Genomic DNA, 18093 nt, shown 5'->3' with positions numbered 1-18093 from the left:
ACGACGTTGATAGGGTGCAGGTGTAAAGCCAGCGATGGCAAAGCCGAGCACTACTAATTGCCCAAGACTTTCTTTTGTGAGCCATTCTTTCAGTTGTATCGTGTGTTGTCGTGCTATGGAAATAGACACGTCAACAAAAAGGTACATTTTATTTTATTCATGTTTTGCTTGTGAAGATTTGTCAACCCCTTTATCAGGTGGTTATAGCGGCAGGGTTCCACCTCTTCCCATTCCGAACAGAGAAGTTAAGCCTGCTTGCGCCGATGGTACTACAATGCAATGTGGGAGAGTAGGTAGCTGCCTTTTTTACTTCACGCCTCCAGTGTCTCAACCGATGCTGGAGGTTTTTTTGTGTTTATAGGCTGCAAGAGATATAGGGCTGCATGGTGTGGATAATCGGAAAAGGATGTCAAGGTGTGAAAGGTTACGGAAGGTGGTACGCTGTGGATTGTTACGAAAGGGGGCATACTGTGGGAAGACGAGAAAGGGTGTACGGTGAGGATAGTTAAAAAGTAAATGATTTTTGTCTGTTTATTTTTGCTTGGGTCATGCCAGCTCTTGAATTTTTTATTATCTTTGTGCAAGAGTAGAAAAGGAATGAACAACTATCATATAACATCTATCAGTTATCGTTTGCGACGGCAGTTAGCATGGCTTTGTCGTTGGCCACGTGCTTTGGGTTTTGGCATCCAGCCTCCTTGGGCTTATCATTTTGTCACCCAAGTTGTCAATGACCGTACAGATTATAAGGCATATCGTGTGCTGCAGGAAGCTATGCCAGCGGATTCAAGCGCATCCTTACGGTTAGCTCGCTTGCTCTTTCGCTTTGCACGTGCTGAAACTCCCAACCATTGGTTGATTCGTACCCCCCATGCTGCACTCTATGGTCGGTATATTCAGGCAGGTTATCCACCATCTAAGTTATTGTTTGGTGAGTTGCGAGATGCCAAGGACGCTTCTTTGATACCTGATGTCTATTTAGTCCATTTGGAGGAGGATTGGAAGTCTTGCTTTTTGCGTTTTATTGCGCAACCACGAAATGGAACCTTTTTTATTGTAGAAGGCATTTCATCGAATCGGCGCTGTCGACGTATTTGGAAAGAGATGGTGACACGTTGCCGTGATTATTTAACTTTCGATTTGTTTGATTGTGGTATCATACTCTATGATTCAACAAAAACAATTGGGCATTATCGACTCATCTTTTAAGGTGGACACTAACATTACCACCGTAACTAAATATTTCATAACTATGGGTTCTGTCTTGTTATCTTTTGTTTCCTTTCCGAGAAGCTTGTAGAAATCTGATAAGACGATGATGATACCCAACTTAATTCATGTGACACTATGAAAATTTATACAAAAACAGGGGATAACGGTTCCACCAGCTTAATTGGGGGAAGTCGTGTTGCGAAAGATGATTTGAGTATTGAGACTTTTGGTACCTTAGACGAGCTCAATGCCCACTTGGGACTCTTACGCCCGATGCTGCATCATCAGTATGACAAGGCTTTTGTGACCCATATCCAGTCTTTATTGTTTGTCATTGGTAGTTATTTAGCTTCAGATCCCGCGCAGCCCGAAAAGCGTCAGCGTTATCTCCTTCCTGCTACTGAAGTGCAAGGAATCGAGAAGGAGATTGATAAAATTGAGAAGCAATTGCCTCCACAAACAGCTTTTGTGTTGCCTGGTGGATGCCGTTGTGCGGCGCAAGCCGATGTATGCCGAACGGTTTGTCGACGAGCTGAGCGACGTATGATTTCCTTTCATGCTCACATACCTATCCAACCCGAAGCACTTCAATATATGAATCGGTTGTCTGATTATTTGTATGTCTTGGCACGAAAAATCAACTTTCAAGCCAAGGTAACAGAAAAAAAATGGGAATATCCTTGGTGATTCTATAAAAATCACTATTTTTGCACGCACGAAGATTAACACATATAATTTTGTAACACTATGTATTGGACACTTGAATTAGCATCGAAATTAGAAGATGCGCCATGGCCCGCTACCAAAGAAGAACTTATTGATTATGCGATTCGTTCTGGTGCTCCTTTGGAAGTATTGGAAAATCTGCAAGAGATAGAGGATGAGGGGGATGTATATGACAGTATAGAAGATATATGGCCCGACTATCCTACCAAGGAAGATTTCCTCTTTAACGAGGACGAGTATTAAGAAAGGTGATGCGTCAACAAGGAAACGCATTTGTACTTACGACACCTTGATTGTTTGTCATGTCATGCCCATGACTCGCTGGATTCTGCTACATTGAATCCCACGGGTCATGGGCTTTCTGTTTTTTAAATAGTCTTTGTTCCTTGCGCTTCACTCTTTCCTTACCATGTAACGAAAGTGAAATCATATCGTGAAGGGCCGCATAGCTCATGTGTCCAATCAAATAAATATTGGATAGTTGAAAACATCTTTTTCTTGCAGTTACACGGGCGGTACGTCCCTACTTTGTTTTCGTTCTTTTTCTTGTTTATGGCCATTCAAGAACCACGTTTTAGATAACTGCGATAGGTTACAAACTTGTTAAATTTCCAGCAATTAAACATAATTAACTTTATGGGGGGGGGTAAATTTAACAAAACTTGATAACTTTGCCTCAAATTTATGCCAGTACTACATGTGACGCCTTGTAAATAGGCAAGTTTTCTATCTGCATCGACCGTCACACATTGACAATAAGATTTGTTTTTAATGATACCAACTATGGTAAGCTACCGTCCGATAAGACAGGCTTGCCTTGTAGAGTAACGAATAAATACTAAAAATTGAGAATATGAGGAAAAGTTATGTAACACCAAGCATCTTATTGCTACCCATGCAAATCGGTCCCAATGCGGGAGTGAGTGACAATGGGGGTATGAAACCTATTGATGCAAAGGAAGGAGCATTCTATGAGGAAGACTTCGACATGAGTGCAGGGTGGAGCGAATAAGGCTTCAATGCTGTATGTATGTTATGAAACAGAAAAAAAAGATTTAAAGAAAATCCAATGAAAAATTTTACTTCTTCGAGGTCATATAGACCTCAATTATGGCAACGCTGCCTGCTCATGCTCGTCATGATGCTCACCTTTGGTGTGGCGGCTTTTGCCCAGAACTACACCTACAAAGTGTCTAAGATAGACATTGGTTGTGGAGCCACTGGAGGTTCGGTTACGCTAAGTGTGACAGGCACCAACAGCGAGAAGCCTAATGGTTCGGCACAACTTCGTAAGCCGGGCAAGCCGAATGATGTTATCACTGTTAATGGTGTGGCGCAGGGAGATGATGCCAATTTGACGCAGTCGTCAACCGATCCTAACACGTGGACTAAAACATGGCATAACCTTACAGAGGGCACATACGACGTGTACTTCCAAACCACCAGCGAAAATAAACAAGAGTATGCTGGGCAGGTTGAGGTGAAGAAGATCAACGAGACGTATGTTTCGCCAACCATGACCTATACCCAATCGGATCCCTATTGCTCTATCCATGGTAGCAACAACGGTAGTGTTGAGGTAACGGTGAAAAATGGTTTAGGCCCTTTCCATTATACGGCTGAAATCACAAGTGCAGACGGGACGGTGACAACCCAGACTTCGGGTAGCGATGCTATTGCCGCCCGTACTTGGAAAGTTACAAAACTCTCACAAGGTGATAAGGTGAAGGTAACAGCGTCAGACACGCAAAATGGTATATGCCCCACTACCCAAACATCGGTAAGTGTTGGAGATATTACCATGGGTCAGGCTGCTGCACCTAAATTATGGTGGAAGCCATATTCCAGAATGTATCTTGGCAACTGTCAATACCAAGACTATGTAGCTGTTAGGGTCTCGGGCAGCACAAAGGAAGCCAGGGCAGAGCAAGCCGAAATGTTGAAAAACGGTGGCCTTAGAGTAGATGCGTGGTATCAAATTAAAGATGTCTTGAATCTCGAGTATGACGAAACGAAAAGTTCGTCAAACAGTTACTCCACCACTTTAGTGTTCAAGGCAAGCCCCAAGGGAAGTCGTCAGCAAGATAAACGGCTTATCAAGCAATACAAGCCTTTGTGTACGGGCGTAATGACAGAAGATAATTACTTGTATGCAAAGGATATGAACCTTGGTAGTGATGGCGGAAACGATTCTCGTTTCAGTGCACCGTTTAAACTGACTCCTATCTCCAACTACAATACGGATGAGAATTGTAACGTTCTCAGTAAAGAATTTAAAATTAAATATTCTACCACGGTGAGTGGCACTTATTATTATTTTCCTGAAGGAACCAAGGCAAAGCTTCAGAAAAAGAATACAGAGACAGGCAACTGGGACGACCTGCAAGTTGAAGTGCCGATAGGTGGTGGAACTTTGTTTGAAGATGATGAAAGAACCGTAGATGTTACTGATTATGGACCCGGAACCTACCGCTTTGTTTATGACGACGGTTGCGACGTGGTAAACGTGACCAAGGAAGTAGAAGTGAAAATGCCTAAAAACTTGGACATTAAAAGTGGATCAACTTTAAAGGCTTGGTGCGATTATGGTATTCATGGGAACACCGCAGGTGCAACGATAATAGTATCAAAGAAATCCATGCAATACGGAGTGCATATAGAGCGAAAGGACGGTGCTAAATCAACCACGTTCAAGACAACACCGTTCTTGAGCAATGTTGAATATGAGCATACCTTGTCCTTCCCTATTGATTTTAAGACCACGCCTCGCAATGGCTATCTCCAAATTTACGATTTGCCCGTTGGAGAGTATGTCATACGCATTAGTCGATGCGGCGAAATTTCCTCACCGATGAGTTTGACCATTGGCGAAGGCGACGTTATCAAATACCAGCCTCGCAACGACAGCGGTTATAAGAACGGTGTAAAGGTTCAGGCAGGTTGCGGAGACAATACGGTTAGCTTCGACTTTGGGTTAGGGGACTGTAATAACCTGTCACAGGATTATTATAAATCGAATGGTCCGCGCGATTCACATAATTCCCCTGGAGGTTTTGAGGAAGGCAAACCGATTGAAGTAAGCCCTTATCTTTCCAATTGGCAATTTGCCGTTGGTATCAATGCGCAGACAGATGACCATGTGTATTCTCCTATCGAGCAAGCGTATGTTCCTAAACATTATGGCGCAGCTATTGGTGTGAACAACTTTGCTAACAAGACCTTTGCTTTCCAATTCAATCCTTCCAAGGGCGACGGTGCTTTCGAGGTGCAAGGTGCCATGTGCAATTTGAAAGATCCAAACTCTGGTCTTATCACTGTAGGTATTAGACATGGATATGAAGCTACTTATCCGTTGCACTACGAAATTAAAAAAGCTATAGAGCAGAATAACGTGATAACTCCCGTGGGAGAAGTCCTTAAGAAAGCGCACATCGACGAAGATAAGAGCGCAGATGCTTCTCTTCGCGTGTTCAGTGGGCTTGCAGAGGGTTGGTATCAGGTAACTGCACAATATAATTATGGCAATGGTTGCCCTGCACAGGTGTCAAACGTTTATATCTCTCCTGTAGGAATTCCTGAAGTAGAAGCAGAGTGGACAGAGAAGTGTTATGGTCAGGGACTTGCTCCCAACCATTTAGAGTTACCCGTGTCTACCTATATGTATGATGTGACATGGACTCGCAAAGACCTTGACACGCAAGAGACGGTACAGGTGGGTAGAGGTAACGCCATAGATGCCACATTCACCAAAGCAGGAAGGTATGAGTTCACCGTAGGCACCAAGTTCGCACAATCGATACCTACTTGTGCTGGCAGCTCTGGTGGCGAACGTAAGGTAATCATCACTGTTGGCGACTGCACGGGACCGATGGAGAAAAACCTATGGGTAGGTAATGAGGACACCAAGTTTGAAAATAAAAACAACTGGACGGTTAAAGTGCCAGGAGAAGGTGAGGACGTGGTATTTGCTACCGAGGCAAACAATGCCAATCCCAAGAACCCTGCACAGAAAGGAGCTGCCAAGAATGATTGCGTATTGCCAGAAGGCAAGGTGCTGACCATCGGAACACTGGAGAACCAGTCGGAAAAGGCTCTTGTAGTATCGAAGAAGAGTAGTGTGGTTGTTTCTACTGCGTTAGTAGGTTACAATCAGCCAGGCGATGCCAAGAAGTTGGTGATCAAGACCGACGAGAATGGAAAGGATGCCGGCGGCTCGTTTGCCGTATCGTATGCCGACCCATGTAAGTCTGAGGTATATGCAACGGTAGAACTCTATGGACGTGGACAGAAGGTAGGCAACGAGATGTTAAAGATTGAGGACAAACTCGATGGTTCGCCTACAAAGGGCCGCACGCTACAAGCAGAGCCTTACACATGGCAACAGATTGGTATTCCTGTGACGGACATGGCACCAAGTCCTGTATTCAAGGGTTCTTACCTGCAATACTATTCCGAGGCCAAGAACAGTACTAAGCAGTATTATCAAAAGTGGAGCTGGATGGCTAAGGACAACACGATGTCTCCATTCGTGGGCTATCAGTTGACACAGGACGCACCGAAGGTATATGCCCTGACAGGTAAGTTGAACTTGTGCGACCATACTTTAACGTTGACACGCCAGGCAGCTGAGGTGACAAAATCTACCTCAACCAACGTGGGCGAGAAGCACTGGGGATTGGGACAAAACATCTTTGCAAACTCTTACACGGCTGCCATCGATATTGCCCAACTTACCTTCCCTGCAGAGGTTGATCCTACGGTGTATGTGTACCATACGGGTAGTTTTAACGACTGGTATGGAAACAAGTCGGAAACAGGCTCGAAGAACCTGAGCGTGGCAGCAGGTGGCTATTTGGCTGTTCCTAAGGATGCGGCAGCAACTATTGGTTACAAGTCGATACCTTCTATGCAGGGCTTCTTGCTGAAGTTCACCAAGGAAGAGACCAAGTTGGGCAATGAGGCTACCGTGACAGTACATTACAATAGCGTAGTGAAGAACGAGCGGGTAGCCATGGCGAAACCTTTTGAGGTCACAACGACAGAGCCTGGCGCCGTACAGATGGTTTTGGAGAGCAGCAAGGGTAGCGATGTGCTTTGGCTCATTGAGGCCGAAGGCACCACCGACCGCTACGACCGTGGTTGGGATGGTCGCAAACTATTGACCAATGCACCTGCCAGTCTGTATGTACAAACCGTTGATGGACAGATGCAGGTGAACACCACTGCCGACCTCACACAGCAGCAAGTGACTGTAGAGGGTAGCGACAGCGAGTTGTACACGTTGACCATCCGCAAGAAGAATCTGCCACAATACGAGCATCTGAAGTTGGTAGACTACACTACTCGTCAGTTGGTTGACTTGCGTGAGGATGTTACCTCATACACCTACACCATGCGTCATACAGGTGTGGATAGCAACCGCTTTATGCTGGTAAACACCACGGCAACCTCTTTCGACAATTTGCCTACTGAGATTCAAGGGGTAACGACGACAACATGGAATGGACCAGCTGTTGTGTACACCGTTTCTGGTGAACGGGTCGCCAATGTGAACCAGCCTGAAGACCTGAATCGCCTCAAGGCTCAACTGCCAAACGGTGTGTACATCGTTTCGACGCAGATAAACGGTAAGACTGTGAATCAGAAGATGGTTATTCGCCAATAATAATCTGAGTAATAATAATGTAAAACGAAGGGTGACGGCATTGTGCTTGTCACCCTTTGTTTTGCCCTTTTTGCTGTCTGTTTTTTCTGGTGCAGTCCGTTTTATGCAGTCACTGATGACAATTTTTGAACGGCTATTGAACAATGAAATGCACTAAAAAGACAAAAACAAAGCTCGTGCGACTGTGTTCAATTTTAATGAAGATATTTGTTGTTTTTGTCCTATCATTTTACCAAAAAACGACCATCCAAAATTTGCGAAATAGAAAAAATCAATAGGCAAACGGTATACAAAAATGGGCTGATTTTAACAAAATAGACGCCTTTTCAAGTTGAAATATTGAATTAACGCTCTTGGAAACATGTATTAGAGGTGTTATTCACATGCTTCAAGAGCATTAAAGCATGCAAATTGGAGGCTTATCCCAATACTTTAGCCGACAAAAAATGGTAAAATTGCGAGTGAAATGAGACGACTTTGATGTAACTTTCTCAATAGCAACGCGTTATAAATATTGCTCATTTTTGGCGTATTTGCGACCAACTCTTTCGTTGGTTGTCTACACGCGAGTTATGAGAGGCACTTTGTAAAGAAAATTCAGCATTTTTGTGCTCTGAAAGAGCAAGAAAGAAATGATACTTTTCTGGCTCCTTTTGCGCTTACAGCGCGCCAATTAGTTGTTTACCGCTTACCCATGGTGTTACCATGGGCTATATTCCTTTTGGGGCTTCGCCCCGTCTTTGCTCGAAACCGTTTACTGGTGCACAACGTCTTGGAGTGTCACCTTATTAAACTTCGCTCCTCCATTGCTCGTAACGTCAACGGGTGCGCAACGTTTCGGAGTGTTTTCTTGTAGGACTTCGCACCGTCTTTGCTCGTAACGTCAGCTGATGGATAATGTCTTGGAGTGTTATCTTGTAGGGCTTCGTCCCACCTTTGCTCATAACGTCTGTTGCTGGACAATATCTTGGAGTGTCACCTTGCGGTCTTCGCTCCGTCATTGCTCATAACCGCGGCTGTTACACAATGCTTTGACGGAGGTGTTATCAATAACCGTGCTAATTGCATATCAGCAAAGACGGGCTGAAAGCCCAATAAGTTTATAGCCCAGGGCATTCGCCCTGGGTACAGTTGACCATTTATTTAGCGCTCTGAACGAGCAAAAGGAAGGTAAAAGAAATGATACTTTTCTGATTCCTTTTGCGCTTACAGCGCGCCCATTAGCTAACTACCGCTTACCCATGGTGTTACCATGGGCTATATTCCTTTTGGGGCTTCGCCCCGCCTTTGCTTGGAACGTTAATTGGTGTGCAACGTTTCGGAGTGTTATCTTGTAGGACTTCGCCACGTCATTGCTTGTAACCGTTGCTGGCGCGGTACTCGGCTGTTTCATTAAAATGATCGTTTGTTATAGCATCGGAAAGACACGGAGCGGCACGGATGTGCCGTGAAATTCCGTGTACGTCCGTTGCGATAAATATTACATGTTCATTAAAGATGGGGCGAAAGCAATAAAATAATAGAACTTGCGTTATCCATTCGTGCAACGAAGAAAGATATATTTTCTCTGGCTGCTGCTCTTGAGTGTGTGTACCGTGCGAGCGCAATATGATGCGTCGTTCAGTCATTATTTTGACATGCAACCCTCATTTAATCCAGCAGCAGTTGGCAAACAAGACCAATTGAACATTAATGCAGCGTACGCCATGAGCATGGTAGGATTTCAAAACAATCCGAAAACGATGTACGCTGCGGCAGATATGCCTTTCTATTTCTTAAAGGCCTACCATGGAGGAGGTGTGCAACTCATGAACGATCAGATAGGACTGTTTACGCATCAGCGACTTGCAGCACAGTATGCGCTTCGCTTCAAACTCTTTGGTGGCAAACTATCGACAGGTGTGCAGGCAGGCATGTTGAGCGAATCTTTTGATGGTACGAAACTAAATCTTGCCGATGCCAATGACCCCGCTTTTACAAATACGCAAGTTAAGGGCAATGCACTCGATATTGGTGCAGGATTATATTATTTCCATTCATCTTGGTATGTGGGGCTCTCAGCTCAACATCTGACATCCCCCGTTATCGACTTAACAGAAAAGAACCAGTTTCACATTGAAGCTACCTATTATTTAACAGCTGGATACAATATACGCTTAAGAAATCCGTTTTTAACTATACAGCCTTCTGTGTTGGTACGTACCGACGGTGTCGCTTATCGGGGCGATGTCACCGCTCGACTTGTCTACCAGCACGAAAAGCGAATGATGTATGGAGGCGTGGGTTATAGTCCCACCAACTCCGTCACCTTTTTAGTAGGTGGCAGTTTCCATGGAGCTGTGTTGGGATATAGCTATGAGTTGTACACCTCTGCCATTCAGCCCGGCAACGGTAGTCATGAGTTGTTCGTAGGCTATCAAATGGATGTGAATTTGGCGAAGAAAGGAAGGAATAAACATAAGAGTGTCAGACTTCTATAAATGTTACGTCGAAAAATGAATGTCACAGATATGAAGACAAAGATAAGTATGGTAATGGGCATGGTGAGCCTCATGATTCTGACAGGCTGCTTTGGTGGCAGGTCAGCCTCTTCGGTAGGACGAGGAGGAGAAGTAGTAGGTGTGGGAGGAAAAGCTTTCAGTGAGCCTACTCCTTATGGCATGACGCGCATCGATCGTGGTTACCTCAAAATGGGACTGGAGAAGCAAGATAGTCTATGGGGAAAAGAGATGACGCAAAAGGATATCTCTGTGGATGGCTTTTGGATGGACGAAACCGAAGTCACCAATTCAAAGTATAAGCAATTTGTTGCTTGGGTTCGAGACAGCATCTTGCGGACACGTCTTGCAGATCCTGCCTATGCGGGAGACGAGACTTATCTCATCACAGAAGATAAGAACGGTGACCCAGTGCCACCGCATATCAATTGGAAGAAACCGCTCCCACGTCGAATGAACGAAGACGAGCAACGAGCTGTGGAGAGTATGTATGTCACCAATCCAGTGACGGGCGAAAAACTATTGGATTATCGTCAGCTCAATTATCGATATGAAATTTATGATTACACCACGGCAGCACTGCGGAGAAACCGCATGATACCCGATGAGCGTAATCTGAATACCGACCAAACAGTAGACCCTAATGAGGTGGTCATGATTTCAAAAGATACCGCCTATATCGACGATACTGGGCGTATTGTGAGCGAAACCATCAACCGTCCACGTTCGGGTCCATGGGACTTTTTGAACACCTACATCGTCAACGTATATCCAGATACCACCTGTTGGGTCAATGATTTTCAAAACTCGGATAACGAAACCTATCTTCGCAATTATTTCAGTAACCCAGCCTATAACGATTATCCCGTTGTGGGGGTGACGTGGGAGCAAGCCAATGCCTTTTGTGCTTGGCGTACCGACTACCTTTTGAAAGGTTTAGGAGCTGAGGCACGTTACATACAGCGTTATCGTCTCCCCACCGAGGCAGAATGGGAATATGCAGCCAGAGGAAAAGAAGGAAATGAATTTCCTTGGGACAACAAGGCTGTGATGTCTGGCGAGGGTTGTTTCTTTGCGAACTTCAAGCCCGATCGGGGTAATTATACCAAGGATGGTAACCTGATAACCAGCAAAGTAGGTATCTATGGAGCCAACTCGAATGGGCTGTATGACATGGCAGGAAATGTGGCAGAGTGGACCAGCACTATTTATACCGAAGCGGGAGTTGATGCGATGAACGATTTGAATCCGCAGTTGGATTATAAGGCAGCGTTGGAAGATCCCTATAAATTGAAAAAGAAGAGTGTGCGTGGCGGGTCATGGAAAGATCCAGAATCGTATATTCGAAGTGCCTGGCGTACCTGGGAATATCAAAATCAACCTCGTTCATATATCGGTTTCAGATGCGTACGCAGTCTGGCGAATACAACAAGCACAAAACAGAAGAAAGGTAGAAAATAATGGCAGGATATAGTAAGTACAATATCATCTATCGTTTGCAGAAATGGATGGACAGTGTTCCAGGGCAAACGTTCTTGAACTATGCATACAGTTGGGGTGCATCGTTGGTTATTTTAGGTGCGCTGTTTAAGTTGACGCACTTAAAAGGTGGAAACCTCATGTTGTTTATCGGTATGGGAACAGAGGTGGTGGTATTCTTCCTCTCTGCTTTTGACCGCCCATTTGACAAGACAGCCGACGGACGCGAGCTCCCTACAAGAATCACGGAGGAGTATTTGGAAACAGGTAAGGTCGTTTACAATTCTCCATTGGAAGAGTCGTCTGCAGCCCAGCCTATGCCAGCGGAAGCCCTCCACACCTCTTCTTATGGCGGACAGGGACATCCAACGGCAGGTTCTGTAGTCGTCCCTCCACCTGTTGCCGCAGCTACAGGTACGGATATACCTGTTAGTGATGACAGTGAGACGGCGGGTGCCTCCTCACAGTGGGTACAAGCACAGCAGCAAAGTTCACCTGAGTTGATAGAGGCGCAAAGCAAGTATGTCACCGAATTGAAGAATCTGACAGAGACTTTGGGGAAGGTCTCCGAACAAAGTGTAAGGTTGACGCGCGACAGTGAGGAAATGGAAAATCTAAATCGCACCTTAACAGGAATTTGTAAGGTTTACGAGATGCAGCTGAAAGGTGCCAGTCAGCAGATTGGTACGATAGATCAAATCAACGACCAAACTCGCAAGATGGCTCAACAAATAGAGCAGCTTAACAAGATTTATGCCCGTATGATAGAGGCGATGACTGTCAATATGCGTGCTGCCAATCCGGGGTTAGACCCTTCGCAAGAATAAACAACTATCAACATCCGAACTCATCAACTTATAAACTCAGGAACTCATCAACTCATCAACTCACAATGGCAATAAAGAAAAGACCTGTATCTCCGCGCCAACGCATGATTAACTTGATGTATGTCGTGCTGATGGCGATGTTGGCACTGAACGTATCTACCGAGGTGTTAGAAGGCTTTGCGGTAGTAGAGGAGAGCTTGAATCGCACTACCGCCAACTCTTCACGAGAGAATAGGTCTATCTATCGTCGACTTTCCGATCAAGTCAAAGCCAATCCCGCCAAGGTGCAGGCATGGTTTGATAAGGCTACGCAAGTAAAGCGCATGAGTGATTCGTTGTACTACTTTGTACAAGAACTCAAGGAAGAGATTGTACGTGAGGCGGATGGTCCTCATGGAGATATTTATAATATTGAACACAAGGACGACCTTGAAGCCGCTTCACATGTGATGCTGGCGCCTGGAGTAGGCAAAGGAAAGATGTTATACGACCGTGTGAATCGGTATCGTGAACAAATCTTGAAAATGATACCCGATGAACACCAGCGACAAATGATTGCCAGCAATCTCACGACAAAACGGTCGAAGCGAGCCCAAGCCATGGGCAAAAATTGGCAGGAGTATATGTTTGAGAACATGCCCGTGTCTGCCGCTGTCACACTCTTGTCCAAATTGCAAAGTGATATCCGTTATGCCGAAGGCGAAGTGTTACATACGTTGGTAGCCAATGTAGACTTGAAGGATATTCGTGTCAATAAGTTGGAAGCCTTTGTGATACCCGAATCTAAAACCGTTGTTAGTGGCGATCGCTTCTCGGCACAGATAGTCATGGCTGCCGTTGATACCACTCGTCAACCCGATATTTACATCGGTGGACGCAAAATAAATTTGCACAATAACACCTATCAATTTACCACAGGAGGTGTGGGCGAGCATTCTTTCCAAGGCTATATCACTATGACGAATGGGAGTGGTGAAACCATACGACGCAACTTCTCCCAGAAATATGCAGTAGTGGCACCGAGTGCTACGGTATCTGCTGACCTGATGAATGTGCTGTATGCGGGTTACGACAACCCTATCAGCATCAGTATTCCTGGTGTGCCGCTTACTGCTGTCTCCGCATCAATGACAGGTGGAGGCTTCCGCATGGTCGCAGCAGGCAGATATATCGCACGTCCAACCACGGTGGGTAAGGATGTCACCATTCAAGTGGTGTCGAATCAGGGTGGAGGTGCAAGACCCGTTGGAAAATACACTTTCCATGTGCGAAAATTGCCAGATCCTATTGCCTATATTGCTTTGGGCACCGATCGCTTCAAGGGAGGTGGACTGTCCAAAGCTTCCTTGATGGGTGCGACAGGCATACAGGCGGCTATCGACGACGGCTTGCTGGATATTCAGTTCAAGGTGGTTAATTTTGAGACGGTGTTCTTCGACAATATGGGAAATGCCGTACCCATGGCATCGAATGGCGCACGCTTCTCCGACCGTCAACGTAATGCTTTCCGACAGTTGTCACGCAACAAGCGATTCTACATCTCGCGCGTTACAGCCGTGGGTCCCGATGGGTTGACACGCAAGTTACCAGCATCGATGGAAATTATCGTTAAATAAAAGGTGGACTGAGAAAACTCCGCCATACAATTATATCACGATGAAGAAAACAATTTTATTGATAGGCATCATCTTCTGTGCGATACAGTTAGCTATTGCACAACCGCCAGCACGGCGCGCCGAACAACAGCGTGCCCAACGTAACAATTCGCAAACGATCAGTACACGGGCGCAACTCTCCTTTCCAACAGCTCCAAAGATGTCGGAAGATGTGGTGTGGCGTCGAGACATCTATCGCGAAATCGATTTAACAAAGGATGCAAATGCAGGATTATATTATCCCGTAGAGCCGATGGGCACGCAGATGAACCTGTTTTGCTACATTTTCAAGTTGATGATGACTGGCAATATTAGAGCCTACGAATACCGATTGGATGGGAACGAGTCGTTTGAAGACTCCGCTCGTGTCAAGCCTTTGGCATTTTTAGACAATTATCATGTCTTTTACGAGCGGACAGATCGTGGTATCCGTATTGATGACAGTGATATCCCATCGCGCGAGGTCACTGCATACTATCTGAAAGAAAGTGCCTATTACGACCAAGCTACTGCTACTTTTCACACCAAGGTGTTAGCCTTGTGCCCCATCTTGAAACGTGTGGATGACTTTGGCGATGGCACGACTTCTTATCCGCTGTTCTGGGTGAAATATGATGATTTGGCTCCTTTCCTGTCGAAGCAGACGATTATGACCAGCAATCTCAACAATGCTGCCATCATGAGTATCGACGATTTTTTTACGAAGAACAAGTATCAGGGAAAGATTTATAAAACCAACAATATGTTGGGACAAACCTTGGCTCAATATTGTCCCACCGATTCAGCAATGAACCGTGAACAGCAGAAAATAGAAAAAGAGATACAGGCATTTGAAAAAAATATGTGGGGCAATGCCGCTCGCAAAGATTCTCTGGACAGCATTGCGAAGCTGAATCCGAAAGACAGTAAGTCAAAACGCGTTCGACGCAGTCGTTCACCTCGAGATGCAAAGGCCACAGTTAAGTCGAATCGAAGCCGAAAAAGCTCGTCTTCAAACAGTTCTGCTGCTCGAGTGACCGTTCGTCGTCAGCGTCATTAAAATATAACATTTAATATTCACATTATTCAACTAAACTAAAACATGATGAAAAAAAGAATTTTATCTCTTATCACAGTATTAACTATGATCGCAGTGTTGCCTACCAGCGCACAATTAAAATTTGGTGTGCAGGGTGGTTTTAACTTGAGCGAAATGTCTTTGGATAAAAACCTATTTAACACTTCTAATCGTGCAGGATTCTTTATTGGTCCGACGGTGAAGTTCTCATTGCCGCTCACAGGATTGGGAATGGATTTATCCGCTTTGTACAATCGTGAAGAAACCAAGGTAGAAGGTGTCAACACCACCACATTCAATACCGTACTGAAACAACAATCACTGATTGTTCCAGTGAATGTAAGATACAGCATCGGACTGAGCGATGTGGCAAATATATTTGTTTTTGGCGGTCCTCAGGTTGGTTTTAATATAGGTGACAAAGTAAAAGAAATTTCTGATCTCCCTGATCAAGCAGCAGAGTGGTCGTTGAACTCATCGAACTTCAGCGTGAATGCCGGTCTTGGTGTTACATTTGCTACGCATTTTCAGGTTACAGCCAACTATAATGTGGGCGTTGGTAAGACAGGTGACATCACTTTCAAGAATGTGAAAGAGAGTGTAGAGAATCATAAGACACGTGCTAACTCGTGGCGAATAGGTCTTACCTATCTCTTCTAAACACTATTGTTATAGCGGTGTTAGCTGCACGCAATAAGCCAGTTAACACAAAAACTTAAAAAGAGGGATGTCGTGAAGTGCGACATCCCTCTTTCAATACTTTTCTTTCAGTCAAGTGACAGAAAGATTGTTTTCATTTGTTCTTTTAGATATGGTCAGTGTACAGGCTCAAAGCTTTGGCTGCAAAACTTGTGCGATGCGTTGTAGTGCTTCCAACATGAGGCTTCGAGGCATGGCGATGTTGAGCCGTAGATAATCTTCACCCGTCGTCTTTCCATACAACGTTCCACTGTTCACCATGACCTTCCCTTGTTGTAACAGCTCGTTAGTAAGCTCATCAGCTTTCAAACCTGTGGCACTGATGTCTACCCAAACAAGGTATGTACCTTCTAATTTCAATACTTTCAACTTGGGTAAATGTTCTTGAAAGAAGTCTTTGAGTACCTTGTAGTTCTCCCACAAATACAGATTGAGCTGGTCTATCCATGACTCCCCTTCATTATAAGCAGCTTGAAGTGCAATGACACCAAAAGGATTGACATCGCACACCTCATTAATGTTAATGGCACGATCAATTTTTCGCTTAATGGTGTCATTATTGGTAATGATATTGGCGATTTGTAGTCCTGCGATGTTAAACGACTTTGTGGGTGAGTTGGTGGTGATACAATTGTCTTGGCAGGCTTTCGACACGGCTGCAAACGGCGTGAATTTGTATCCAGGCATAACCAGTTCACAATGGATTTCGTCGGCGATTACCCTCACACCATGTTTTAGGCAAATATCGTTCATGCGGCTGAGTTCGTCAGGTGTCCATACACGTCCAGCAGGATTGTGGGGGTTGCAGAGCAAGAATACTTTTGTTTTCTCGTCTGCAGCCTGTCTCTCGAAGTCGTCAAAGTCGATTTCATACGAGTTGCCTTTGCGTACCAGTGCATTTTCGGCGGTGGTACAGCCATTGTTGCGGATGGAAGAGAAGAAGCAATTGTAGACTGGAGTCTGCACCAGCACCTTGTCACCGGGCTCCGTTAGTGCCTTGATAATGGCAGAAATGGCTGGCACCACGCCAGATGTATAGAGTATCCAGTTGCGGTCAATCTTCCACTGGTGGCGCCTGTCAAACCATGAGGTGATGCTTTCATAATAGCTGTTGGGTACCAAGGTATATCCAAAGACACCGTGATCCATTCTTTCCTTCAGTGCCTGACGTATGCAGGGGGCAGCCTGAAAGTCCATGTCAGCCACCCACATGGGGATGACTCCATCTTCTTTTGCAACGTCCCACTTCACCGAATTGGTGCCTCGACGTGGGATGATTTTATCAAAATCGTATTTCATAGTGTATCGTTTTTAAGATTATTTTCTAATGATGATTTCACAGTTGTTTGGCTGTAAGACGTTTTCATCAATGGTTACCGAGCCGATAGCATCTGCAACAATCTTGCCAGAGGTAGGATTTTTAATGTTTGTGACAGCACCTCGGATGTCAGCCTGCACGGTAGATTCTTCGAACATTCTATCGCAGTCTTCGCCAAAGGTGCAGTTTTCAAGAATTAGGTTCTGACAATAGCAGAGCGGTTGTTCGCCTGTGATGTGACAATTTACGAGCTTGAGGTTCTTCGAGTGCCACCCTAAGTATTCGCCGTTCAATTCGGAGTCGTAGATAGTTACGTTTTCTGTTTCCCAGAATGAGTCTTTAGTTGTTATCTTCGCATTGCGAATCACGGCATTCTTCACATATTGGAAAACATATTTGCTATCACTCTCCCAGCCATCGACGTCAACATCTTTACAGAACATCACGGGGTAAGTTCCCTCGTGCAGTGTTACGTTTCGTAAGGTAAGTCCGTTCACTTTCCAGAACGTTTCATCTGCATCGTTAATCACCACATTGGTGAGCTTCAGATTATTCATCTCGCGAAATAGCTTCGGTGAATCGATGATGGTATCTCTCATTTCCATGTTGTCTGAATACCAGATTGCCGATCGCGCCCCAACTTCAAAATAGCAGTTGGTAATGAGCGAATGGTCTACGTGCCACCAAGGATATTTGCCCATGAAATGGCAGTGGTCGGCTTCGATATGATGACATTTCTTGATGCCCGATTCGCCTTCGGTGATATTTACGTTTTCCAATCGTACATCGTGAATACCGAAAAGCGGACGCTCTCCTCCAAATTCTTTATTTTTAATGAGTCTCATTGTTTTAGTACTTCCTTTCTTTTTGTTTTATGGCAGGCAAATGAAAAATTATAAAGGCGGGTTCTATAAATTAGCTTTGTTAGATTTTGAGCTTATTTTTGAGGTCAAAATG

14 protein-coding genes and 1 rRNA gene are annotated in these 18093 nt (G+C 44.9%); 12 read left to right on the top strand and 3 right to left on the bottom strand.

Features of this window, described 5'->3' with window-relative positions; genetic code table 11:
* Window positions 1–193: 193 nt before the first annotated feature.
* The 6 genes from rrf (at window position 194) to DEM91_RS06925 (ending at window position 7603) form a co-directional block, all read left to right on the top strand.
* Window positions 194–306 (top strand): 5S ribosomal RNA (gene rrf / locus DEM91_RS06950).
* A 291-nt stretch (window positions 307–597) separates the two neighbouring features.
* Window positions 598–1209 carry a hypothetical protein gene (locus DEM91_RS06945; RefSeq protein ID WP_195252789.1) on the top strand — a complete coding sequence of 204 codons (612 nt, stop codon included), beginning with the start codon at window positions 598–600 and terminating at the stop codon, window positions 1207–1209.
* A gap of 138 nt (window positions 1210–1347) precedes the next feature.
* A complete protein-coding gene (locus DEM91_RS06940) occupies window positions 1348–1899 on the top strand; it encodes a cob(I)yrinic acid a,c-diamide adenosyltransferase (protein WP_195252788.1) in 552 nt (183 codons plus the stop codon).
* A 60-nt stretch (window positions 1900–1959) separates the two neighbouring features.
* Window positions 1960–2181 (top strand): DUF2795 domain-containing protein, encoded by a 222-nt coding sequence (locus tag DEM91_RS06935; protein ID WP_004369470.1) that lies wholly within the window; start codon window positions 1960–1962, stop codon window positions 2179–2181.
* A 610-nt stretch (window positions 2182–2791) separates the two neighbouring features.
* Entirely contained in the window at window positions 2792–2950 is a 159-nt protein-coding gene (locus DEM91_RS06930; protein ID WP_249858409.1) for a hypothetical protein, read from the top strand.
* A gap of 57 nt (window positions 2951–3007) precedes the next feature.
* Window positions 3008–7603: a T9SS type A sorting domain-containing protein gene (locus DEM91_RS06925; protein ID WP_249858408.1), complete on the top strand. Its 4596-nt coding sequence runs from the start codon at window positions 3008–3010 to the stop codon at window positions 7601–7603.
* Between the two features lie 1228 nt (window positions 7604–8831).
* Here the strand turns inward: DEM91_RS06925 and DEM91_RS06920 are convergent.
* On the bottom strand, window positions 8832–8996 hold the full coding sequence (locus tag DEM91_RS06920; RefSeq protein ID WP_249858407.1) for a hypothetical protein: 165 nt from the start codon (window positions 8994–8996) through the stop codon (window positions 8832–8834).
* 133 nt (window positions 8997–9129) lie between these two features.
* On the opposite strand from DEM91_RS06920, the gene DEM91_RS06915 reads away from it, so the two are divergent.
* The 6 genes from DEM91_RS06915 (at window position 9130) to DEM91_RS06890 (ending at window position 15779) form a co-directional block, all read left to right on the top strand.
* Complete coding sequence (locus DEM91_RS06915) at window positions 9130–10083, top strand: type IX secretion system membrane protein PorP/SprF (protein WP_249858406.1); 954 nt, start codon at window positions 9130–9132, stop codon at window positions 10081–10083.
* 30 nt (window positions 10084–10113) lie between these two features.
* A complete protein-coding gene (locus DEM91_RS06910; RefSeq protein WP_249858405.1) occupies window positions 10114–11562 on the top strand; it encodes an SUMF1/EgtB/PvdO family nonheme iron enzyme in 1449 nt (482 codons plus the stop codon).
* A complete protein-coding gene (gene gldL, locus DEM91_RS06905) occupies window positions 11562–12407 on the top strand; it encodes a gliding motility protein GldL (protein WP_249858404.1) in 846 nt (281 codons plus the stop codon). The genes DEM91_RS06910 and gldL overlap by 1 nt, the downstream gene beginning before the upstream one ends.
* Before the next feature lie 65 nt (window positions 12408–12472).
* Window positions 12473–14023, top strand: a complete 1551-nt coding sequence (gldM, locus tag DEM91_RS06900; RefSeq protein ID WP_249858403.1) for a gliding motility protein GldM — start codon at window positions 12473–12475, stop codon at window positions 14021–14023.
* Window positions 14024–14063: 40 nt separating this feature from the next.
* Complete coding sequence (gene gldN, locus DEM91_RS06895; protein ID WP_249858402.1) at window positions 14064–15101, top strand: gliding motility protein GldN; 1038 nt, start codon at window positions 14064–14066, stop codon at window positions 15099–15101.
* 45 nt (window positions 15102–15146) lie between these two features.
* Window positions 15147–15779, top strand: coding sequence for a porin family protein (locus tag DEM91_RS06890; RefSeq protein WP_249858401.1), 633 nt, complete (start codon window positions 15147–15149; stop codon window positions 15777–15779).
* 168 nt (window positions 15780–15947) lie between these two features.
* Here DEM91_RS06890 and DEM91_RS06885 read toward each other — a convergent pair whose 3' ends face one another.
* Complete coding sequence (locus DEM91_RS06885; RefSeq protein WP_249858400.1) at window positions 15948–17117, bottom strand: MalY/PatB family protein; 1170 nt, start codon at window positions 17115–17117, stop codon at window positions 15948–15950.
* Window positions 17118–17135: 18 nt separating this feature from the next.
* Window positions 17136–17981, bottom strand: coding sequence for a DUF3737 family protein (locus DEM91_RS06880; protein WP_249858399.1), 846 nt, complete (start codon window positions 17979–17981; stop codon window positions 17136–17138).
* Between the last annotated feature and the right edge of the window lie 112 nt (window positions 17982–18093).

It is taken from the genome of Prevotella sp. TCVGH, assembly GCF_023522295.1.
Lineage (GTDB): Bacteria > Bacteroidota > Bacteroidia > Bacteroidales > Bacteroidaceae > Prevotella > Prevotella timonensis.
This window is presented reverse-complemented; position numbering and strand designations above follow the sequence as displayed.